Consider the following 21,336-nt stretch of genomic DNA (forward strand, 5'->3'; position numbering starts at 1 on the left):
GAATACTGGAATAATGGAAGGTTGGGAAAGGAACCTGGATCACCCAGAAAAGGTTTTTTTCCTTAAACCCATTATTCCATCATTCCATACTTCCATTATTCCAAATTAAAGACGTCACCCTCTCACAATCATCTTCTTGTTTTTCGCGACAGAACACCTGGCGATAAGGTACTAGTGCCTAAAGTAAGCTAAAGTGCCTGGAGTCTGCACCCGCATGCTGAACCGTATCAACCCAACAAACTCCATGGATGCAATAAACCCAATGAACTCAACAAACCAATATCATCCTGCGCCGTGCTCCCGAACATACTTTTCCCCCAGGTAGGCCTTGATAACACGGGTGTCTTTAGAGATGGTCTCGGGATCGCCGTCTGCGATCTTCTCCCCGTAATCGAGGACAATGACCCGATGGCTCACCTTCATCACCAGTTCCATCACATGTTCAATGAGCATGACCGTCATCCCCAGATCCTCATGAACATGCCGGATGCTCGCCATAATCTCTTCGATCTCGTTATGATTAAGCCCTGCGGCCACCTCGTCCAGCAGGAGCAGTTTGGGCTGGGTAGCGATGGCTGTGGCCATGGTCACCCGTTTCTGGGAGGCCACCGGGAGTTCGTGAACCAGGGACTCGGAGAGATCCTCAATATTGAGGTCTCTCAGGATATCCATAGCTTGGGACCTGGCCCTGTTTCGGGACCGGGTGTGCGTGAAGCACCCCACCATGACATTTTCGATCACGGTCAGATCCCCGGATGCCACATATACCTGAAAGGTCCTGGCCAACCCCCGACGGGCCACCTCGTGGGCCTTGAGGCTGGTGATATCTTCTCCCTCAAAAAATATCCGCCCGGAAGTGATGGGATAAACCCCGGAAATGCAGTTGAAAAGGGTGGTTTTTCCCGCTCCGTTGGGTCCGATAAGTCCAAGGAGTTCCCCCTTTTCCACTGAAAAGGAGATATCGTGGTTGGCCATCAGGCCCCCGAAGTTCTTGGCCACCCGCTGAAGATCCAACACAGCCATTCCTACTGTCTCCTTCGCCGGAATTTCTGCACAATCCCCCAAATCCCACGGGGTTCAAAGGCAGAGATGGCCATGATGATCATGGCATAAAGAATCAGGTCAATCCCGATGATCCCTGCCCTGGCTCCCAGCCATTCCTTGAGATAACTCTTGAGGGGGATCAATATGCCGGCGCCGATGATGGGCCCCCACAGGGACCCGGCCCCCCCCAGCATGGCCATGAGGGCGATGAGGATTGAGATATCGAGGCTCATGGTGTCTTCCGGTTCGATATTTCTGATGTAACACGTATGAAAGGAGCCCACCATGCTCACAAAGGCCGTGGCAATAGCATAGGTCTTGATCTTGGCCCAGTGGACATTGATTCCCAGGGAGCGGGCCACCTCCTCATTGTCCTTGATGGCGCGCAGCTGAAATCCCAGACGGGACTTGCGAAACCAGTTCATATAAAGGATCCCGAGAAAAAAGAACCCGAGGATCACGTAGTAATAGTAGACATCCTCCTTGAAGATGAGTCGCAGAAAATCCGGAGGCGGAAATTTTATGGGAGAGATTTCCAGGCCCCTGGCCGCCCCCACAAAATCCCACACCTCGAAAAGGTCCTTGAGGACCAGGGAAGTGGCAATGGTCGCGATAGCGAAATAGTGGCCCTTGAGCCGAAAGAGGGGATATCCCAGGACAAAGGACCAGAGCACTGAAAAACAGACGCCCACCGGCATGGAAAACCAGAAGGGAATATCCCACCGGATGAGCATCACGGCCGTGGTGTAGGCCCCGATGCCCACGTACTGGGCCTTCCCCAGGTCCACCTGGCCGCCGTACCCGCCGATGGTGTTCCATCCCATGCCATAGAGGGAAAACATCAGGAACTGGATCATGGTGGCCATGGCAAAGGAGGAGTGGGGGAACAGGGGAAAGCAGAGGAAAAGTATGGCCAGCGAACTGGCTATCACAAGATCAATTCGGGGAAAATCCGAAAAATCCAGGGCGTTTTTCAGTGTTTCCATCCGAACAATCCCCTGGGCCGAACGACCATGATGATAAAATAGGCCAGATAAACCCACATATACTTGAAAGAGGTCATGGGAACATTGGACATCCAATCGGCGTCAAAGGTGTACACAAAAAAATCCCAGAAGCCCGGGATCTCCGTGATGAGACCCACCACGAGACCTGCTAAGAAGGCTCCCGGTACACTGCCGAACCCCCCTAATGCCACGATGGCAAAGGCGATCATGGTAAACAAAAGACCGATAAAGGGATTGACCGACCAGAAATTGACGATCAGGGCACCTGCAATCGTCACGGAGGCCCCGCCGATGCCCCAGGCCAGCGCATTCATCCGCTCCGTCGGGATCCCCATATAGCGGGCCCCCTGTGCGCTCAGGGCGGTGGCCGTCAAGGCCTTACCGATCCGGGTCCGGTTCATGAGCAGCCACACGGCGACAAAAGCGGCCACAGAGAGACCCGCGGCCGCGAGTTTGGTGGCCGAGACAATCACGCCCATGCCGATATCAAAGCTCTCGCCAACAAGAACTCCGTGATGGAGGGCCCTGTCTTCAGATCCGAAAATAAGGAGGGCCAGATTCCTCAAAAAGAGCATGAGGCCGAAAGTCCCCAGAAGTTGCGCCACCATGGGGCCTCTTAAGAGGAATTTGATAAATCCGAAATAGCAGACAACCCCCAGCAGGAACCCTACCCCGCCGGCCACCGGAAGGGTCAAAAGCGGATCGATCCCCAGGCCCTGGGCGGTCAGAAGCCCGGTATACATCCCGACCATCAGAAATTCACCATGGGCAAAGTTCACGATGTCCATCACCCCGAAGATGATGGTCAGGCCCAGGGCCACCAGGGCCAGGACCATGCCGAAGAGGAGACCGGCGACAAGGGAACCGACGATAATGTCCATGGGAATTTCAGGTCCTTTTCAAATCATCAATCAACAATCGGCAATCAACAATCGTGCCTGAACCGGGTTTTGGTTCAGGCACGAGTCTGGTCCGCCGTGAATGGATCAGAACCCTTTCAGGGGGTAAATCATATCCGCAGAGGTCACATCAAAGGGATAGACGATCTCCATGACAATCTGGCCATCCTTGTCGAGCTGATACTGGCCGATGATTCCGGAACTCCAGATATTCTGGCCCAGTTCGTCGCCGGAGGTTGAGAACTTGACGCCCTTCCAGGGGACCACCAGTTCGCTGCCGGGGATCTCGATGTCATTGGCGGCCGCCTGAATGTCTGCCGGTTTGGTGGACCCGGCCTTTTCAAGAATAGCCACCCAGGCCTGAAGACCGGTAAAGGAACGGGCCGAGGCCCCGCTGAGGTCATGACCGACCTTTTTCTTGTACATGTCGTTGACCTGTCCGGAGATCTTCTTTATTTCCACCACCCGCGGGATGAAAACGCTCCGGGTCAGGAATCCCACGATGTCTTTTCCCAGGGTCTCCCGGAATTCCGGGGTTTCAAACCCGGCGTCCTGCCCCCAGATGACTTTGGGATTGGCCTTTTGCGATTTCAGGGTCTTCACCATCAGGATGGCGTCCGAGGTATAGGAGGCAAAGAGCATGACGTCGGGTTTGGCCGCCTTGAGAGAGCGGACCTCGCTCGAAAGGTCTGCGGACTTGGCGGCATACAACATGGACCGTTTGAGATTGAACCCGTATTCCTTGGCGAAACGGTCGATGAGGTCAGAAACATGGGACCCCCATTCGGTTTTTTCGCAGGCTGAGGCCAGGGTCATGATATCTTTTTTGGGGACCGCGGAAACGCCCCTCACCTTGCCCTCGGTAAGTCCCTTCAAGAACTCGAAGAGATCCTTGGTGAACAGCGTGTCGTGGGGGGTGGTCCTCCAGAACCATTTGAACCCCCTCATAGTGAGATCCGGAGACGTGGAGGACCCATTGATCATCGGCACGCCATACTGCTCGCACACGGCACTCACCGTCTTGGTGACCGAACTGTGATAGCACCCTAGGATCCCGTCCACCTTGTCGTCATGTATCAGTTTCTTGGCCAGATCGGCCCCCAGGGTGGGATTTCCCTCGTGGTCCTTGAAGATGAGGGTAATCTTGGCGCCTCCCAGGCTTTTGACCCCTTCATTCCGGGCCATGGTCATGGGGAGATCGGCCATTGCGGTGTTGGCGATCTCAGCCGCCAGCTCCGCGCCGGCCCGAAGTTCGCGTCCGGCCGCGGCAGCGCCCCCGGTCAACGGGTATATCACCCCGATCTTTATCTCCTCCGCTGCCAGGACATCGGCTGGCGCCATGAACCCGATCAGGGCCAGCACACTCAGGACAACCATTCCCACTCGTATCATTGATTTCATTTCATACCTCCTTTTGCTTGGGGCAACAGCCCATTCTGGTTAGTAAGAAACAAGTTACAAGTGCCAAATGCAATTTTTCCTGAAAATCGAACTTCCCAAAAAGTCCAAAAGGAAATCAAGGTTTATGCCTTAACAAATATGGCGTCATGAATCATCCTGGAAAGACACGGAGTTGAAGCTTTAATTACCATACCCCGGCCTCCTTGTAAAGGCATCTGCTTTATAGAAAATGAGACGATCAGGGGACCTCCTCACAAAAGGGTCAGGTCCTCGTCTCTCAAATCGGACATGAACATGTGTCCGGGCGAATGGGTGATCACCATCGGAAGCGCGGCAGACATTACCGCCAGAATCGTGGTAACCCCACAGGCCCAGAAGACCGGGATCTCTCCGGGAAGGATGGTTACCGGATCGCCGAAATCGGGTTGATCCAGATCGGTTATTCCGATCTCCTCGGGCGAACCCAGGTGGATCGGAGCCCCATGGGTGAGATGGAAGCGGGTCGTCACCTGGGTTGCCCGTACGGCCTGATCCGGGCGCATGGGCCGCATGGTCACCACCAGAGGACCTGAAAAAGGACCTGCGGGAATGCAGTCCCGATTGGTGATGTACATGGAAACATTCTTTTCTTCCTCAAGGTTTCTGACAGGGACCCGTGCCGCGATCAACGCACTTTCAAATGAAAAGCTGCACCCCAAGAGGAAGCTGACCGTGTCGTCGTTGAAGAGATGGCTCACATCCTCGATCTCCTCCTCGAGCACCCCCTCCCTGTACATCCGGTAAAGGGGCACATCCGTCCGAAGGTCCGCGCCCCGGGCGATCCGGGGTTCCCATTTTCCCGGCTCCAGAACGTCCAGGATCGGACATGGCCGGGAGTTGCGCACGCAAAACAGCAGAAAATGAAAGGCCGCATCCCTCGGCAGCATCACCAGATTGGCCTGTACATATCCGGTAGCCACGCCCGTTGTGGGTATTTTCCATTCCCCGGCCCGTATCAACTCCCGCAACTGGTGCGGGGGCAATTCCCCCTTCATCTTTTTATCCATCTTCTTTATATCCATTTCCATGCATCCAGCCTTTTCTATAATGGGATCGCTTCAGAAAAGCCCTTTGACCGCCTCTATGAGTGCGGCCATCTGTTCATCCGTACCGATGGTAATGCGGACAAATCTCTTGATCCCATCGATATGGAAATACCTCACCAGAATGCCGTACTCCTTTAAACGGGAATAAATGGTTTCACCGCTCAGATCCTTTCTTCCGGCGAGTATAAAATTGGCCCCGGACGGAAGGACATCCCAGCCCATATCCGTGAGCTGTTTTGCAACATTCTCCCGGGTCCGGATGATCTTCTCCGTAATAGCGGCATAGTAGTCCGTGTCCTTCATGGCGATCTCGCCGATATTCTGGGCGAAGAGGTCTGCGGGATAGGAATTGAACGAGTCTTTCACGCAGAAAAGCGCATCCACAAGTTTTTCATCTCCCACAGCGAACCCCAGCCGCAGGGCCGCAAGAGACATGCTTTTGGAAAAAGTCCTCGTGATGAGCAGGTTCTTGAACCGGTCAATCAGGCAGACGGCACTCTCGCCGCCAAAATCGATATAGGCCTCATCGATCACCACAACGCGGTCTTCCGGGTATCTATTCAGGAGCTCGGTTATTTTTTCCAGGGAAAGAAGGATCCCGGTGGGGGCGTTGGGATTGGGAAAAACCATGCCGCAGGAGGGGTCTTCCTGCAGGTAATCTTCGATGTCGAGGGAGAAATCCGCTTTGAGCGGAACCTTTCTGTACTCGATGTTGTAAAAATCGCAGTAGACGGGATAAAAGCTGTAACTGAATTCCGGAAACAGGAGTCTTCCCTGGGCGCTGTCGAAAAACGCATAGAAAGCAAAGGCCAGCACCTCATCGGATCCATTTCCCACAAATATCTGGTGTTTATGGATCCCGTAGCGTTCTGAAATCGCTTCTCTCAATCTGCCGAAAAGGGGGTCAGGGTAGAGCCTCAGCTTCTCGATGTCGAATGACTTTAAATAGGGGTCGATCCGCGGTGTGGGGGGGTATGGATTTTCGTTGGTATTGAGCTTGATATACTTTCTGTCCTGGGGCTGCTCCCCCGGGACGTAAGGCTTCAGCTTTTTTATTCTTTCCGCCAGCATGCCATTGTTTCCTTTTCGTTATTGACAGGGATACCCGCTATAATGAAAGCCTGTTCCTGGGGCTGTAACGAACCGAAGTTTAAAGTCCTGCTGCCGTTCCCACGAACTGTTGCAGGTCTTTGTCCCGCCTCCTGGGCGGGAGAAAAAGACCCCCACGCGCGCTCGGAAAATTCTTGGGGTTTGCACCATGCCTTTTTGATTACGGCTGCTAGCCGCCTTGGGATTTGGAAGTCGTTGCCGGTTGCTGGTTGCTCGTTGCGAGTTACGGTTGCAGGTTACTGACCACCCTTCTTACGCTCTCACCTTCTGCTTACCATCGGTTATGGCGCTTGAGAGATGAGCATCAAGCATACGCATGTAAGCATCTATAGCAGGAGATGCCATGTTTTTTCAACCCTTTTGTTGCCTGCCGGACTCTTGGGCAGCCTTTCTGTTAAATGGAAAATCGCGCCTCCGGATCTCTGTGTGAGAGAATTCCAGTTGCCTCCATGCCCCCATGTCGCGATTTGGAGTGGACTTGTGCTGATGCGGATTCTATAATCGTCCCCCATCGGGCGTTTTCCGCCCCGGAATCGCCGGACCCAACATCTTGACCCGAGAATCTGGAACAGGAGGAAATCATGGCAATCATCACTGAACAGGCGTATCGAGACCGGATAGCGAAACTGAAACCGAGGCTGTTTATCGGCGGCAAAAAGATCGAAAGCCTGACCGGACACCCCATCACCCGTGGGGTCATCGATGCCACCGCGCGTGTATATGAACTGACCATGGATTCTCAGTATGCGGATACCATGCAGAGTCTGTCCCATCTGACCGGAGAACCGATCAGCCGGGCCCTGCACATCCATCAGAGCAGAGACGATCTGCACAAACGTCTCGATATGGCGCGGCTGAGCAGCCAGAAACTGGGGACCTGCAACTATCGATGTCCCGGCAATGAAATGCTCCCCTCCCTGGCGGCCACCACATGGGAGATCGATCGCGACAGAGGGACCGAATATCATCAACGGTTTAATAACTTCCTGAAATACGCCCAGGAAAAGGATCTGGTGGTCAGCGGGTCCGTTACAGACCCAAAAGGCGACCGGAGCAAGAGACCCCTCGAGCAGGACCCTGATTACTACATTCACGTGGTAGAGAGGCGTTCCGACGGGATTGTGGTGTGCGGGGCCAAGCAGCACGCCACCGGGGCCTATACAGCGGACGAGACCCTGGTATTGCCCGGGATCTCGTGCAGAAAGGGGGAGGAAGACTATGCACTGGCATTCGTTGTTCCCAACGGAACCGAAGGCGTGACCTATATCGGCCAGTACACACCGTTCAGCGTGGAAAGGGAATGCGAACCGGATGTGCGGGTGATCGGCAATCCCCTGTACGGGCAGAGAGAGACGTGTCTCATTGTCTTCGACCACGTGTTCGTCCCCTGGGAGCGTGTCTTCATGTGCGGCGAGATCGAGTACACCCAGAGTTTTATCACCCGGTTTGCCAAGACCCACCGGATGAACTGCGGCGGGGCCTGCAAAGTAGGCTTCATGGACCTGATCATCGGCGCATCCCAGCTCATGGCCGAGTATAATGGCCTGGCCAAGGTCTCCCACATCGCCCAGAAGATTACCCGCATGCTTCAATTGAACGACACGTCACTGGCCTGCGCCACGGCCGCCGCCTATATGGGGCAGGAGGAACCGGCGGGATCAGGCGTATTCATGCCGGATGAGGCCATGAGCAATATTGCCAAGCTCAATACCAACGACGGCTTCTGGGAGGTCATGGCCTTGGCGGGCGATATCACCGGCGGCGTTTCCGTGACCATGCCCAGCGAAAAGGAGCTGGAAAACCCCGAGACCCGGGACTATGTTACCAAGTATCTGGCCGCCGCGGCCCCTGCACACAAGCGGATGCGGATCATCAAGTTCCTGCAGAACTGGGTCGCCGGTCTCCACGGGGTAGGGACCTATCAGGGATCCGGCCCCAGCCAGAATCAGATGATGGTTCTCTACCGAATCGCAGATCTGGAATCAAAGAAGAAAATGGCCGAGGAACTGGCAAACGTCCATGCATAAAGGGGAGACGTGCACCTCCACCAAACCCTTGTCTGGGGATGATCTCAGGAGCGGTTTGGACCAGGGGAGGCATTGCCGGATTGTGGAGTTTCGGACTCTGGTGTGCTGCTGGAAACTGAAAACCCGGGCGTCCTGAAGGGGCAGGGAGGATCTCAGGGATCGAAAGTCGCCTAACAAATCAAAGGACGTGAAAAAGAGGAAGCAACCAGGCCGAAGCCCAACGTGTTATTTTTCAACACGCATTATAATCCTTAAGCAGGAGTGGCGACCTCCCGCCGCAAAGCGTTATTCGTAGATCTTTTCATCCTGGGCAAAGGCTTCCGGGGCATCGGCTTCATAATCCCGCTCTTCGGCAGGGGCCTTGCGCTTCAGGCGTTCCCGGTACCACTCATGGGCGATAATCATACTCATCACCTCGCTGGAACCGGTCCAGATGGACGCCAGCCGGATATCCCGATGGATCCGTTCAATGGGAAAGATGTTGGTATAACCGATGCCGCCCACCACCTGCATGGCATTGTGAACCACCTTCTGGCACGATTCAGTGATGAATTTCTTACATTCGGAAACCATCCTGCGCACCCGATGCATGTCAACGCCCGAATCCACCGCCCGTGCCGTGGCATAGCCGAGGGCACGGGCCGCATCCAGAAGGGTGGCGGCTTCCGCCACCTGAAAGCTCACCCCCTGAAACGTATTGATGGCAGCGCCGAAGGCCTTTCTTCTGGAGGTGTATCGGGTGGCCAGGTCCAGGGCCACGCGGGCAGATCCGATGGCCATGACCGAAGATCCCAGCCGCTCCGGAATCATCATGGTATTGAATACATCATAAGCGCCGTTCTTTCTCCCCACGATATTTTCCTTGGGCACTTTTACGTCTTTAAAGACCAGGCGGGCCGTGCCCCCGCCGCGGCACCCCATGAGGCCGTATAGATATGTTGTTTCAACCCCCGGCCCACGATCCACGATAAATGCGGTCAGGGAATCCTGCGGCCTGGCGCCGGGATCGAAGTCGGTACGGGCATAAACCAGGAAGTAGTCGGCGCCTTCACCCCCCACGATGAACCGTTTCTGTCCGTTAAGGAGGAAATAATCGCCCTTGTCTTCGGCCCTGGTGGTGGCCCCGAAGAAATCCGATCCTCCTCGCGGTTCGGTCAGACACTCGGCCGCAAATATATCCCCTTTCAGCAGGGGTTTCACATATTTTTCTTTCTGCGCCTCGGTGCCGTGCAGGATAATGGCGTCGCAGACCAACTCTGCCCCCACACCGAAAACACAGGCGAATTCATACCCTAGGGTGCCGATCTCTTCCAGAGTAACACAGGAAGTCACCCAATCCATATCACGGCCGCCCCACTCCCGGGGATACCGGCACCCGAGGAGATTTCGTTGCCCCGCCTCCTTGAGGAATGCCTTGGGAAATCGGATACGGTCCGCATCCATATCGAGAACCATTTCCCGGGGCACCCACCTTACAAAATCGCGCACCTCGTCCCGGATCTTCTTCTGGGCATCATTCAGCAGATAATCGAACATAATCCCCTCCTGTGAAAACAAAAAAGAGTCATGGATATTCGAGGGCATCCGGATCACGGGATGTGTGCGGAGGATCTATCCCGGCACGGCATAAGGCGACTGGCCCGTACAGCCCCTGCATACAGGACCATGATTTTTGGGATAGGCTTCCCCGCAGACCGGACAGAGGGCGATCTCGCCCTTGCTCTGCCTGGCCAGAAACAGGGGGAGCACCTCGATATCCTGAAAGCCCAAGAGATTGACACCCGCCCTTAAAATCTCATCGATGAGCGCCTCCAGGTCCTGCTGCCGCTTTGACCTGAGCTTGAGATACCAGTTCCTGACCTCTGGCCACGGCGCCGTCTTTCCGGCATCCAAAAATACCCGCACCCCCCTGCCGATATCCTTCTCATACAGGGTCAGGGCGAAACGCCCCAGGTCGATGATGTGGAGCCATCCATTGCCCATTGTGCAGGGGGTGAGGAGCTGAATAGCGTCGGGGAGACAGCTGTGCGTCTCACAGATGGCATCATAGAGTCGGGTCGTGTTCAGCTTCTCAAGGGCCGCATCCACCATGATGCCGCCGATGAGCACGCCGGGCGCGACGTTCCCGTGAAACGATTCAGCAAGGCGGCTGTACTCATCCAGGGAATATTTTCCAATATTCATAGAGGACTGCCTCTATTAGTGGGACAGATGGATTGACATCAAATGCAAACATGCCGTATGCTCGCGGTATTAACATCGCAGCCTATGAAGACAGGGTATCCATGTCAAGTGAAAACCAGCGAACACCGACAGGTACCCGGATCGGAGAGTCGAGGATGGAATACATCGCCAGGGCAGTCGAGGCGCATCGTGCCTTTTTCAACACCGGCAGGAGCCGTGATGTGGGGTTCCGTAGGGACAGCCTCCAAAAATTGAAAAGCGCCCTCTTCAGATATGAAGACAGGATCTACGATGCCTTCTGGGAGGACCTTCACAAGTCGCGGTTCGAGGTCTTTGGGACGGAGATAGGGATGGTGTCCAAGGAGATCGGCCTTCACATGAAAAACATCGGGAAATGGGCCAAACCAACAAAGGTCCTCACCGACATGCTCAACTTCTATTCCACCAGCCGGATCCACCACCAACCCTATGGGGTGGCCCTGATCATGTCCCCCTGGAACTATCCCCTCCAGCTCGCCCTCCTCCCCCTGGTGGGCGCCATCTCAGCCGGAAACTGCGTGATGCTCAAACCCGCCCATTATTCCAAACATGTCTCCGGGGTCATCCGGGAACTCATCTCGGAGACCTTTGACCCTGCGTACATCAGCGTCGTTACCGGGGGGAGGGACGTCAACCAGGCGATCCTGGATGAACAATTCGATTTCATCTTCTTTACGGGGAGCCCCCCCTTGGGAAAGATCGTCATGGAAAAGGCCTCCAAACACCTGACGCCCGTCATCTTGGAATTAGGCGGCAAGAGTCCCTGTATCGTAGAACCGGATGCGGATATCCACGTGGCGGCCCAGCGCATCTGCTTCGGCAAATTTCTGAATGCGGGCCAGACCTGCATCGCCCCGGACCATCTCTTTGTGCATGCGGATGTCAAAGAAAGACTAATCGAGGCCATGGAGCGGTCCCTTGAGCGGTTTTATGGGGATAATCCCGAGCAAAGCTCTGATTATGCCCGAATCATCACGGACGACCAATTCCGCCGGCTGGAGCACCTCATGCACTCGGCCGGCACCATTATCCATGGCGGAAAACTGAACCGGGAGACCCGGTACATCGAACCTACCCTCATCGACGGAATCACGCCCGATGATCCGATCATGCAGGAAGAAATCTTCGGGCCCCTCCTCCCGATTCTCGAATACCGGCGTATCGAGGATGTGATTGCGCAGATCAATGAACGGGAAAAACCCCTGGCCCTCTATCTGTTCAGCGCATCAAGAGGGATTAGGGACCGGCTCCTGTCAGCCACCTCCTCGGGAGGCGGATGCGTCAATGACACCATTATGCACGTCTCCAACCCCCGCATGCCCTTCGGCGGCGTGGGAAACAGCGGGATGGGGCGTTATCACGGGAAGTTCAGTTTTGACGCTTTCAGTCATCACCGGTCGATCCTGCGGAAGACCACCCTGTTCAACCCTACCCTTGCCTACCCGCCATATAAGAACAAATTGCGGTATATCCAGCGGTTGCTGTCATAGTCCGGGAGGGGTCAATTTGGGAGGTATCGTGCCACACAGGGCGGATTTGGCTGACATGCACCAGCTTAATGGATCGTGGAAATGGCCATCAGAACGGCTTCCAGAACGCCCCCTCCAACGGCCAGGGCCTTATCGGAAATGGTCCAGCAGTTCTCCTTTATGTCCCGGGGATCCACATCGCCGCTTTTCAAACCCTTCTCCACGATGATGCCGTCATGGAGTAATCCCCGCAGCATCCCGGAAATAGGCGCCGGAATCGGGATATCTCCTGCGTAGGCCACGATATCCCCCTTCTCTACGTGCTCACCGATGGAACGGATCCCCTTGAAGATGCCTTTTCCGGTCGCCCTGATCACGCGCTCCGCACCGAATCCGTTGACCACTCCGGGGATCCCGGTGTCGGGGATGGCCGATCCTTTCCAGATAACCCGGCCCAGGGTATGCCCCCGTTTGGTTTCAACCACTGCATGAACATCCCTGCCGGCCGAGAATCCGGGCCCCAGGCCTATGACAAAGGGCGCATCCGCAATCCGGGTGCCGATGTTTCTTTTGGCCATAACAGCGTCGATTACGGCAAAGGCATGGATTTCCCGAACGACGGTTGCCTCGGGATCCACCCGCACCGGGATTACCCGCTCATCCAGGGCCTTCAGGATTTCCTCCTTGTCCTGCACCCTCCGGCCCGTTATGTCCTCTACAGTGGCTTCTCCTTTATAAACGGCATCGGAGAGGGAGACGGTTCGCCGAACCGTCAGGGGCCGGGCGATCTCGGTCATTATCACAGGAAAACCGCTCCGCCACAACCGGGCCGCCACCCCGGTAGCCAGGTCTCCCGCACCCTTGATAACGATTCTTTTACCGCTGAACATGGTCGAGACTCCCTTCACGGCGATAAAAACCGTGACCACTATCGTTAAAGCATGCCACAACTATCAAGAAATTCCCTCTTCTCTTTGTGCCTCCGTGCCTCTGTTTACCCCGTAGCTTCGGAAAATGGTACTGGGGTGTGAGATATTTTTTTTGGCTCCGGCCGTCTATTTTCCAAATGGACACCGGGGGAAATGACATGTCTCGCAACCGAGGCACAATCCGCCATGGGCCAGGGCCGCAAGATCTTCCCTGGCAATCCGCTCTCCCGTCAGCACCCTCGGCAGAATGAGATCCAGCACCGTGGCCCGATAAAACAGCACGCAGGCCGGAAGACCTAAGATGGGGATATCCCCGAAACGGCCATACAGAAACATGGCGCCGGGAAGCACGGGGGTTCCGTAAACGATGTCGTCGGCTCCCGCATCCGCAATGGCCAGGCGCGTCACGTCGTCAGGATCCACGCTCATTCCGCCGGCCACCACAATCATCTCCGCGCCCTTTTCAAGGAACTTCCTGATTCCCGTCGCAATCCGCTCCCTGTTATCCGGAACGAATTCGATCCCCATGACGCCGCAATCAAAAAATTGGAGCTTTTTTCTAATGATCGGGGCGAACTTATCGTCGATGAGACCCGAAAACACCTCGTTCCCGGTAATCACAAGTCCGGTGTTGGGGTGCATAAAGGGCCTCACGGAGAATAAGCCGCCCGCATCGATGGCGATCTTTTCGCCCATTTGGAGCGGTCCCTCATCGATGACAAGGGGAATGGCCCGCACCCCGGCCAGGATGTCCCCCCATTCCACCACGGTATGGGTGTGTCTGGAAGAACAGCTGATATCTGAAATGAGATTGATTCGGGTGAGGGCATCTACATCAATCTTCAGCAATCCGCGGTGCGCTGCCTTCAGTTGGATCTTTCCCTCAGAAGGACGGGAATCGAAACAAACGCCCTCTCCTGCAAGCGCCGTGGCCAGGCGTAAGGCTGCATCATCCTCGTGGACCTCTCCCGGTTCCAGATGCAATACATAAAGGTGCTCCTTGCCGATCCTCCTGAAGTGGGGCACATCCTCCTCTCGAATGATGTGTCCCTTCTTAAAGGCCGGTCCCTTGAATTGCCCGGGCCTGATCTCCGTGATGTCATGGGCCAGAATGGTCCCTATGGACGCCTCTACCGGAATAGTCGTTGCTGAAGACGTAAACTTGTTTGCCATATGACCGCTCCTTGAATCAATAATCCCGCTTCTAACACCCGTGAAGATCCCGAAGTTTGAGTATTCCGTAGACAGGGTCCCCGGAAGACAGCGAAAGGGCCTGGGCCTGTTCCGTTGTCAGCTGGGCATGGACCCGCTGATCGCCCACCATGACTTCCACCTGGGCCATGCCCCCCACATGCCGGATCTCCCTGATCCGGCCTTGAAACCGGTTCACCTGCGGACCCGGGGGCGGATACGGGGAAATATAGACATGCCTGGGATGAATGGCCACCCTGCAAAACGACCTTCCTCCATCCTCCGGCACAAAGAGCTTCTGATCGGCCCATCGCACGTGAACCAGGCCGTTTCCAAGACTCTCTTGACACGTGCAGGGAAGCACATTGGACTTTTCCAGAAAACCGCATTCAGACGGCCTGCCCTGCAGCATGATTTCCTGGATGTCGCCTATCTGTTCCAACCTCCCCCCTGTCATGACGCCCATGCGATCGCCCAGGTCCTGGGCCTCTTCCAGGTTGTGGGTGACAAACAGCATGGTGATCCCGAGTCGTGACTGAATTCGCTTGAGTTCAAGACGGAGAAAACGGGCGGTTCGAAAATCAAGACTGCTGAAGGGCTCGTCCAGAAGCAAGATCTTCGGGGAAGACGCCAGTGCCCTGGCAAGGGCCACCCGCTGTTTCTCACCGCCGCTCAATTCCCCGGGCAGCCGATCTCCCAAAGAGTTCAGATGAAAGAGTTCCAGCATGCTGGAAATTCGCTCATTCCTTTCCGACGCGTTCATGGGGAGTCTTTTGAGGGCCATCATAATGTTCTTTTTCACGGACATATGAGGGAACAGGAGCAGGTCCTGAAACAGGTATCCGATATTTCGTTTGGAAGCAGAAAGGCCGTCCATGCGTTCTCCGTCCACCAGGATTCGGCCATCGTGGGGAATGAGACCCGCCACCATGTTGAGCAGGGTGGTTTTGCCCGCGCCTGACGGCCCGATAAGGACAAGGAGCTCTTTGTCACGGATATTCATGGAGATCCCTTTGATGATGTGGTTTCGAACATTTTGCAGGGTAATCTCAGCCATGGCGTCTACCGGGAAGGGAGGGTTTCCGGCCGGGGCCCCTGTCCGATCCACCGAAGCGCCAGCAGAAGCACGAATCCCGTGGCCATGAGGACCCAGGCGCAGGAAAGGGCGGTGCCCAGTTCACCGCTGGAGATGTTCAAGTACACAGCGATGGGAAGGGTCTCGGTCTTGAAGCGTATGGCGCCCGCCACCATGAGGGTCGCCCCGAATTCTCCCATGGCCCGGGTCCAACCCAGGACTGTGCCTGCCAGGATACCCTGGCGGGCCAATGGGAGACTGATCCGGAAAAAGACCTGTGAAGGCCCAAGCCCCAGGGTGGCAGCGGCCCATTCATACCGCGGCCCCACCCGTTCAAAGGCCGCCCGGCTGCTCCGCATGACAATGGGGCATGCCACGAATGTCTGTGCCAGGACCGCACCCCAGGGCGTAAACAGGATGGTGATGCCCCATTCTTCCAGGCGGGGGCCCAGCATGTTCTGTCCAAAGAGGAAAAGAAGCCCCACTCCGGCAATGAGGGGGGTTATCACCAGGGGGAGGTCGAGAAAGGTTTCCAGGATCGCCTTTCCGGGGAAGCTGGTTCGCGCCAGAAAATATCCGGTGGGTACGCCCAGAATCAGCGCCAGGGAAATGGAAGCGATGGAGGTCATGAGACTGAGTCTGAGTGCGAAACGGGTCTCTTCCGATGCCAGGGCCGCCAAAATTTCTCCGGGAGACAGGCGGAAAAAAAGAGCGGACACCACACCGGCGGTGAAAAGAGACAGCACCACCAGAGGGAGCACACATACACGATTCATGGCCTTGCTCCTTGCCCCCCCCTTTCAGCCAGTGGAAGGAATCCAAAATGTTCGAACATGGCAATGCCCTGTTTGGACGCCACGAAATCGCGAAACCGGGATGCCGCCTCTCGGTGTTCTGAATCCTTCAGTACGGCAACGGCAATGGTTTCTGGTTCAAAGTAGTCCGGAGGAACCGAAATCATTTGAATGCTGTCCCGGAATTGATACGCGTCGGCTCTTCCGATGATTGAGGCGTCCACATCGCCCTGAGACACATACATGGCCAGTTGCTTGACCGTGGCCCCATACACCACCACATTTTTGAGGATCGCATCCTTCAAGGGCGAATGGGAGAGGATGGTCAGGGCCGTACGGCCGAATGCCATGGCCTTTGGATCTCCCAGGGCCAGGCGGAGTCCGGGACGGGCCAGATCGTCAAAAGCGCGAACGAGATTTGTCTTACGAATATTCACGGCCAATACCGCGGTATGGGCCACCACCTTTTTAAAAGAATCGATGCGGCCCATCTTCTCCAGTTTCTCAATATAAAACAACGAACCCGGCATGAACAGGTCTCCCTGACCCGATGCCAGGATGGATGACATGAGCTGACCGCTGCCTGCATAGGTAACGCGTACCGTCTGTCCGGTCTCCTTTTGAAATGCTTCAATCAACCGGTCCGTGGGCTGACGGAGCCCGGCCCCGGCAAAAAGGAGCAGGTCCGCTGAGAACCCTGTCGCGGACCCGCCGAAAATCAGGGTGAACAGGGTGATTGAGACCAGAAATACCTTACGGATGAGGGATAGTCGGTTGTCCATGTTGACCTCCTAATGACAGCATGGACAGAATCGTTCCCATCCCATCAGGTGGGCGGCGCCTGCCACGGTGGTACCGTAGAAGATAACAGGCTTCTTATTCAACAGGGGCCCGATGGTGTCGTTGGCCAGGGTGGTGCCCGTGACCAGCAGCAGGTCGGCCCAATTAACGGCATCTTCCGTATTGTCAGCGTGTTCAATGGTCACGCCGAACTTCCGGGTGCCGATGTTGTCCGGGTCCATATCCAGGACCCGCAGGGGATGCACAGCAGCCAGGTTCTCCACCATGCGCGGCTGAAATCCCACCTGCGTGATCCTGGCGCCGCTGTACCGATCCCTCAGGTAAGGCGCCAGGGCCTTTCCGCATGTGACGGGCTCCTCGTCCCGGCAGTGAATAGACCCCTCGATCCGGCCCAGATGCCGGAGCACCGCATTGAGGGAGGCCACAAATACGGCCCGCTGGTGATTATTCTCCATCGGCAGATTCAGAACATCTTCAAGCGTTCCCTCGTAATCGCCGTACATGTCCGTAAATGCCTGGCCCCCGGCATCCAAAAAGGCTGCCTGCATGAGCTTTTCTTTTCCCTTCTGAATGGGAAAATCCTGATGCTCCGGATTCCCGATGGCCTCACTGGTAGTGAGGGCCCGGGCCCGGATCTGAATCCTTTCCGAAAGAAGTCCTTCCTTTTTCCACAAATCGAAAACCCGCTCTTTCAATTGTTCATAAAAACTATCCATAATTCATCACCCTTAATTGACAAATGAAACGGCCTCCTCCTTCAACCAGTTGAGCCATCCCGTGAGCGTGGAAATTCTGAAACCGTACACCAACCGCTTGTAGTCGTCCCTTTCCCTCCGTCTTTTAGCCATAAGACCGCTTTTCACCTGCTCCAAAAGACCAATCTGGGCATCAACCAGGGCATCTCCCCCTTGAAGGCCCAGGCTGTGGAAGAAAAAAAGTTTGGCCAGGAATTCGATGCGAAGGTCCCGCACGTGATCAGTGGGACTTTTCAACCATTCCAAAAATTTTATTTCGCCGGCCGGCGTGATGGAAAACACCCGTTTAGATGGACGGGTGTCCTGGATTTCAAGGGAAGACCCCACCCACCCTTCCTTTTCCAGCCGTTTGAGGAGCACGTAGAGTTGGCTCGTGCTGACGCTCCAGGCCGGGCCCAGTCCTTGTTCCAGGAACTGGAGGATCTCATAACCGTGCCTGGGCCCGGACATGAGCGCTCCAAGGATTGCATACGTTGTACTCGATTCGGCTTTCATGATCTGGCCCATGATCGCAGAGAATGAGACTGCGGTTCAAAAACTTTATTCTGCTATAGAATACTCCATGATGGAACATATTGCAAACAAAAATGCGTTTTCCCTCCCTCTCTTTCACGACTGTTTGGAGTCTGTCGAGGTCCTGAGAATCCGATCTCCAATAAACTTATGAAGGCAGCCCATTCGCCAAAAAAAACGGGCGTTCACTTACCTATGAAGAGATCAGGGAATTTTTCCGGGGGAGTTCCTTAATCGCTTTCATGCAAAGGAGGGCTTGTGGGGGCCAATGCCGTGCGGGTGGCCTGCGAGAACGCCCGCAAAAAGCTCGTTGCCATCGCCGCGGAGAAGCTCGGGGTGGAAGCGGGAAAACCTCTGGGACAAAGGGTTCCTGTTGAACCCCGATCTTCTGGAATATAAGGTGCCCCTTGCGTGCGACATGCCTGAGATCGAAACGATCATCGTCAATTCCATTGACCCTGAAGGCCCCTTCGGGGCAAAGGAAGGGGGTCTTACCATCCGCATGAACGCCTACAGCGCCGTGCCTGCGCTGTGGCCGATGCCACGGGTACGGTGTTCACCGAACTTCCCCTGACCCCTGATAGGGTCTTGAATCTCCGCCATCTCTTGGCTGATTTTGGAATCGGGAAAACCCCTTGACTTCGAGAGATCCACCCCTTATAATCCTGTGTAATCCGCAACTGTAGTGCGGATTTTCATGAATAATCGCATCGTCAGCGGGGAATATCGTGTTTGAACGCATCTTAAGATTGCCTGAACTACTGAAGAAAAAGTCATTTTTTCTGTTTGGTCCCAGAGGAACCGGAAAGACCACACTCATTCGGCATACACTTTCTGAGGCGACGGTCATTGATTTGCTAGACACTCGAGTATATCGAGACTATCTGAAAAATCCCTCGCTGATTTCCGAACAGGAGCTCAAACCGATCGTTGTTATCGATGAAGTTCAGAAGCTTCCGGAATTATTGAACGAGGTTCATCGCCTCATTGAGTCGGAGAAAAAAACATTCCTTCTGACAGGCAGCAGCGCAAGAAAAATCAAAAGAGGCGGCGCCAATCTCCTGGCAGGAAGGGCCTGGTGGGCGGAATTGTTTCCATTGACTTCTCGGGAAATCCCTCAATTTGATCTCATGAGGTATGTAAACAGGGGAGGGTTGCCGGTTATTTATCAAAGTGAGGACTATTTAGAAGAACTCCGGGCATACACTGCATTGTACTTGAAGCAAGAAATCATCGATGAAGCCCTGATCCGCAAATTGGCACAGTTCTCCGAGTTTCTAGAGTTGATGGCGTTAAGAAACGGGGAAGAGATCAGTTATCAGTCATTGGCCGGTGATTGTGGCGTATCCCCTAATTCCATCAAAAGCTACATAGAAATTCTGGAAGACACCCTGATCGCATTTCAACTCAGGGCATTCACCAAAACCACAAAACGGAAGGCCATCTCACGATCCAAACTCTATTTCTTCGATATCGGCGTCACCAACTCGTTGGCAAACAGGGGAGAAATCCTGCCGGATTCGGAACTATTCGGAAAAGCCTTCGAGCACTTTGTCCTATTGGAAATCAGGGCGTTTATCTCCTATTCCAGAAAAAGATGCCGGATGCGATACTGGCGGTCGACGTCCAGGTTTGAAGTTGACCTGATCCTTGATAACAAGTGGGCGATCGAAATAAAGAGCACAAAATCCGTGCACGAGGGTCATTTGAAAGGACTCAGAGCGTTACGTGAGGAGGGCGTGATAGAAAATTTCGCTGTTGTCAGTCGTGATCGACACGAACGAAAAATCAGCGACGGCATCGTCGTCTTCCCTTGGGACGTCTTTCTCGATAAGCTCTGGACCGGAGAGATCGTCTAAAATCGAATCCCATGCGCCTCCATGTTCGATTCTAAGACCTGAGCGCCCATGCGTAACAGGGAGTCATGGTTTCCTCTAGGAGGCCAGATAACCGCTCAAGGAAATCCTCCCTGTCTTTGTCATCCTCGAAGATTCTTTTCCGCTCGATTCCTCGAATGATGACGTGGTGCAGGGCTGACGGCGCATCTATGCGAGCTTGGCGGGGCATGGATTCCGATTACCCATTTCATTCCCAAATGTCAACAAAGAAACAATGTCCCTTTCTGGCTCACATTTCCGTTTTGCTGTTATAAAAGCTCATTCTTTCAATTTTCCTCATGCACTTTTATCAATTTGACCGATCTAATTGCGCCTAACTTTTCATCTCACCGCGAGGTTCGACCTGCTCACCTGCCGGTGTGAAGCGGCAGCGGAACACCGGTCAGCGTGAAGCCGGCATGTTATGCAGCCGAAAATTTCCTATTTCCGATCTTCGATTTTTAATTCCATAGCTATGTGACCCCACCCCCCGCACCGAACACCCACATCAAAACAACCAACACGATTTAATCTCATTTCGTTTGGATCTATACCAGCGTAAAATAATTCATTGGCAACATATATTGGGCCGGAGAGAGCGCTTAAAGCATAAATGCATATACGCTTTGGATTCAATTTGGTTATAAGATTGCCAGCGCCATCAAAATATAACCTATCACCAATTTTGTGCTGGCTATTGCATCCATGTGACGCGACGACTTCAGCAACGATCGTTTTTTGCATTAATGCTGGTGCTTTTGATAATATTTCGACATTCTTTGGATTGCTGAGAAATATCTCCAACTCTTCATCATCATAACCGAGGTGGGCCTGGATGAATATCCGTGCATTATCGTCCATACTTTCTCCTCTCTTTCATGGGTATAACGCCCGAATCACCGGTGTGAGTGGAGCGCCAGCGGAACTCACATCCGAGTGAATTCGATTGCTGGTCCTAATCCGCATGCAAAGCATCAAGTACAGCGCTGGGATTCCTTGATGCGATTCGCAACAATGCCTTGGCCGGGCCTTCTGGTTTCCTTCTGCCTTGCTCCCAGTTCTGTAATGTACGCACACTGACTCCAATCATGAGTGCAAATTCATTCTGTGAAACATTGAGGTTCTCTCTCACAGTC

Annotated in this window: 21 protein-coding genes; 4 read left to right on the forward strand and 17 right to left on the reverse strand. The window is 54.5% G+C overall.

What is annotated here, in order from left to right; genetic code table 11:
- Positions 1–282 precede the first annotated feature (282 nt).
- From K9N21_22230 to hisC, 6 genes are all read right to left on the reverse strand, one after another.
- Positions 283–1,023: an ABC transporter ATP-binding protein gene (locus K9N21_22230; GenBank protein MCF8146635.1), complete on the reverse strand. Its 741-nt coding sequence runs from the start codon at positions 1,021–1,023 to the stop codon at positions 283–285.
- Positions 1,024–1,025: 2 nt separating this feature from the next.
- On the reverse strand, positions 1,026–2,030 hold the full coding sequence (locus K9N21_22235; protein MCF8146636.1) for a branched-chain amino acid ABC transporter permease: 1,005 nt from the start codon (positions 2,028–2,030) through the stop codon (positions 1,026–1,028).
- Positions 2,018–2,932: a branched-chain amino acid ABC transporter permease gene (locus K9N21_22240; protein ID MCF8146637.1), complete on the reverse strand. Its 915-nt coding sequence runs from the start codon at positions 2,930–2,932 to the stop codon at positions 2,018–2,020. Before K9N21_22240 ends, K9N21_22235 begins: the two co-directional genes overlap by 13 nt.
- 105 nt (positions 2,933–3,037) lie before the next feature.
- Complete coding sequence (locus K9N21_22245; protein MCF8146638.1) at positions 3,038–4,351, reverse strand: ABC transporter substrate-binding protein; 1,314 nt, start codon at positions 4,349–4,351, stop codon at positions 3,038–3,040.
- Positions 4,352–4,602: 251 nt separating this feature from the next.
- Positions 4,603–5,397, reverse strand: coding sequence for a putative hydro-lyase (locus tag K9N21_22250; GenBank protein MCF8146639.1), 795 nt, complete (start codon positions 5,395–5,397; stop codon positions 4,603–4,605).
- A gap of 51 nt (positions 5,398–5,448) precedes the next feature.
- Positions 5,449–6,507 (reverse strand): histidinol-phosphate transaminase, encoded by a 1,059-nt coding sequence (gene hisC, locus K9N21_22255; protein MCF8146640.1) that lies wholly within the window; start codon positions 6,505–6,507, stop codon positions 5,449–5,451.
- Positions 6,508–7,127: 620 nt separating this feature from the next.
- Between hisC and K9N21_22260 the strand changes: the two genes are divergently transcribed.
- The gene (locus K9N21_22260; GenBank protein MCF8146641.1) at positions 7,128–8,573 is read left to right on the forward strand and encodes an aromatic ring hydroxylase; all 1,446 of its coding nucleotides are present in this window, start codon (positions 7,128–7,130) and stop codon (positions 8,571–8,573) included.
- Between the two features lie 285 nt (positions 8,574–8,858).
- Here the strand turns inward: K9N21_22260 and K9N21_22265 are convergent, their stop codons facing one another.
- Both K9N21_22265 and K9N21_22270 read right to left on the reverse strand, forming a co-directional pair.
- Positions 8,859–10,109: an acyl-CoA/acyl-ACP dehydrogenase gene (locus tag K9N21_22265; GenBank protein ID MCF8146642.1), complete on the reverse strand. Its 1,251-nt coding sequence runs from the start codon at positions 10,107–10,109 to the stop codon at positions 8,859–8,861.
- 75 nt (positions 10,110–10,184) lie between these two features.
- On the reverse strand, positions 10,185–10,757 hold the full coding sequence (locus K9N21_22270) for a formylmethanofuran dehydrogenase subunit E family protein (protein MCF8146643.1): 573 nt from the start codon (positions 10,755–10,757) through the stop codon (positions 10,185–10,187).
- Between the two features lie 155 nt (positions 10,758–10,912).
- Between K9N21_22270 and K9N21_22275 the strand changes: the two genes are divergently transcribed.
- On the forward strand, positions 10,913–12,286 hold the full coding sequence (locus K9N21_22275; protein ID MCF8146644.1) for an aldehyde dehydrogenase: 1,374 nt from the start codon (positions 10,913–10,915) through the stop codon (positions 12,284–12,286).
- Between the two features lie 65 nt (positions 12,287–12,351).
- Here the strand turns inward: K9N21_22275 and K9N21_22280 are convergent, their stop codons facing one another.
- The 7 genes from K9N21_22280 to K9N21_22310 all read right to left on the reverse strand — a co-directional run bounded on the left by K9N21_22280 (position 12,352) and on the right by K9N21_22310 (position 18,260).
- Complete coding sequence (locus K9N21_22280; GenBank protein MCF8146645.1) at positions 12,352–13,155, reverse strand: EF2563 family selenium-dependent molybdenum hydroxylase system protein; 804 nt, start codon at positions 13,153–13,155, stop codon at positions 12,352–12,354.
- Between the two features lie 165 nt (positions 13,156–13,320).
- Complete coding sequence (locus K9N21_22285; GenBank protein MCF8146646.1) at positions 13,321–14,367, reverse strand: molybdopterin-binding protein; 1,047 nt, start codon at positions 14,365–14,367, stop codon at positions 13,321–13,323.
- Between the two features lie 31 nt (positions 14,368–14,398).
- Positions 14,399–15,442, reverse strand: a complete 1,044-nt coding sequence (locus K9N21_22290) for an ABC transporter ATP-binding protein (protein ID MCF8146647.1) — start codon at positions 15,440–15,442, stop codon at positions 14,399–14,401.
- A gap of 5 nt (positions 15,443–15,447) precedes the next feature.
- On the reverse strand, positions 15,448–16,206 hold the full coding sequence (locus K9N21_22295) for an ABC transporter permease (protein MCF8146648.1): 759 nt from the start codon (positions 16,204–16,206) through the stop codon (positions 15,448–15,450).
- Between the two features lie 26 nt (positions 16,207–16,232).
- Positions 16,233–17,036, reverse strand: coding sequence for a molybdate ABC transporter substrate-binding protein (gene modA, locus K9N21_22300; protein MCF8146649.1), 804 nt, complete (start codon positions 17,034–17,036; stop codon positions 16,233–16,235).
- 9 nt (positions 17,037–17,045) lie between these two features.
- Positions 17,046–17,771, reverse strand: a complete 726-nt coding sequence (locus tag K9N21_22305) for a hypothetical protein (protein MCF8146650.1) — start codon at positions 17,769–17,771, stop codon at positions 17,046–17,048.
- Positions 17,772–17,783: 12 nt separating this feature from the next.
- Complete coding sequence (locus K9N21_22310) at positions 17,784–18,260, reverse strand: PadR family transcriptional regulator (protein ID MCF8146651.1); 477 nt, start codon at positions 18,258–18,260, stop codon at positions 17,784–17,786.
- 436 nt (positions 18,261–18,696) lie between these two features.
- Between K9N21_22310 and K9N21_22315 the strand changes: the two genes are divergently transcribed.
- Together K9N21_22315 and K9N21_22320 are read left to right on the forward strand one after the other, a co-directional pair.
- Entirely contained in the window at positions 18,697–18,897 is a 201-nt protein-coding gene (locus K9N21_22315) for a hypothetical protein (protein MCF8146652.1), read from the forward strand.
- A 151-nt stretch (positions 18,898–19,048) separates the two neighbouring features.
- Positions 19,049–20,182 carry an ATP-binding protein gene (locus K9N21_22320; protein ID MCF8146653.1) on the forward strand — a complete coding sequence of 378 codons (1,134 nt, stop codon included), beginning with the start codon at positions 19,049–19,051 and terminating at the stop codon, positions 20,180–20,182.
- A 459-nt stretch (positions 20,183–20,641) separates the two neighbouring features.
- Here the strand turns inward: K9N21_22320 and K9N21_22325 are convergent, their stop codons facing one another.
- Entirely contained in the window at positions 20,642–21,061 is a 420-nt protein-coding gene (locus K9N21_22325) for a hypothetical protein (protein MCF8146654.1), read from the reverse strand.
- 94 nt (positions 21,062–21,155) lie between these two features.
- Positions 21,156–21,336: helix-turn-helix domain-containing protein (locus K9N21_22330; GenBank protein ID MCF8146655.1), on the reverse strand; the 181-nt coding region annotated here is incomplete at its 5' end.

This window comes from Deltaproteobacteria bacterium (assembly GCA_021737785.1).
In the GTDB taxonomy this organism is placed as follows: domain Bacteria; phylum Desulfobacterota; class DSM-4660; order Desulfatiglandales; family Desulfatiglandaceae; genus AUK324.

What these genes read in the sequence shown, in the direction of transcription:
- K9N21_22245 (MCF8146638.1), bottom strand. Translation starts at nt 4,351, where the DNA reads ATGAAATCAATGATACGAGTGGGAATGGTTGTCCTGAGTGTGCTGGCC.
- K9N21_22285 (MCF8146646.1), bottom strand. Translation starts at nt 14,367, where the DNA reads ATGGCAAACAAGTTTACGTCTTCAGCAACGACTATTCCGGTAGAGGCG.
- hisC (MCF8146640.1), bottom strand. Translation starts at nt 6,507, where the DNA reads ATGCTGGCGGAAAGAATAAAAAAGCTGAAGCCTTACGTCCCGGGGGAG.
- K9N21_22310 (MCF8146651.1), bottom strand. Translation starts at nt 18,260, where the DNA reads ATGTCCGGGCCCAGGCACGGTTATGAGATCCTCCAGTTCCTGGAACAA.
- K9N21_22270 (MCF8146643.1), bottom strand. Translation starts at nt 10,757, where the DNA reads ATGAATATTGGAAAATATTCCCTGGATGAGTACAGCCGCCTTGCTGAA.
- K9N21_22240 (MCF8146637.1), bottom strand. Translation starts at nt 2,932, where the DNA reads ATGGACATTATCGTCGGTTCCCTTGTCGCCGGTCTCCTCTTCGGCATG.
- K9N21_22305 (MCF8146650.1), bottom strand. Translation starts at nt 17,771, where the DNA reads ATGGATAGTTTTTATGAACAATTGAAAGAGCGGGTTTTCGATTTGTGG.
- K9N21_22275 (MCF8146644.1), top strand. Translation starts at nt 10,913, where the DNA reads ATGGAATACATCGCCAGGGCAGTCGAGGCGCATCGTGCCTTTTTCAAC.
- K9N21_22325 (MCF8146654.1), bottom strand. Translation starts at nt 21,061, where the DNA reads ATGGACGATAATGCACGGATATTCATCCAGGCCCACCTCGGTTATGAT.
- K9N21_22265 (MCF8146642.1), bottom strand. Translation starts at nt 10,109, where the DNA reads ATGTTCGATTATCTGCTGAATGATGCCCAGAAGAAGATCCGGGACGAG.
- K9N21_22260 (MCF8146641.1), top strand. Translation starts at nt 7,128, where the DNA reads ATGGCAATCATCACTGAACAGGCGTATCGAGACCGGATAGCGAAACTG.
- K9N21_22250 (MCF8146639.1), bottom strand. Translation starts at nt 5,397, where the DNA reads ATGGATAAAAAGATGAAGGGGGAATTGCCCCCGCACCAGTTGCGGGAG.
- K9N21_22280 (MCF8146645.1), bottom strand. Translation starts at nt 13,155, where the DNA reads ATGTTCAGCGGTAAAAGAATCGTTATCAAGGGTGCGGGAGACCTGGCT.
- K9N21_22290 (MCF8146647.1), bottom strand. Translation starts at nt 15,442, where the DNA reads ATGGCTGAGATTACCCTGCAAAATGTTCGAAACCACATCATCAAAGGG.
- K9N21_22230 (MCF8146635.1), bottom strand. Translation starts at nt 1,023, where the DNA reads ATGGCTGTGTTGGATCTTCAGCGGGTGGCCAAGAACTTCGGGGGCCTG.
- modA (MCF8146649.1), bottom strand. Translation starts at nt 17,036, where the DNA reads ATGGACAACCGACTATCCCTCATCCGTAAGGTATTTCTGGTCTCAATC.
- K9N21_22235 (MCF8146636.1), bottom strand. Translation starts at nt 2,030, where the DNA reads ATGGAAACACTGAAAAACGCCCTGGATTTTTCGGATTTTCCCCGAATT.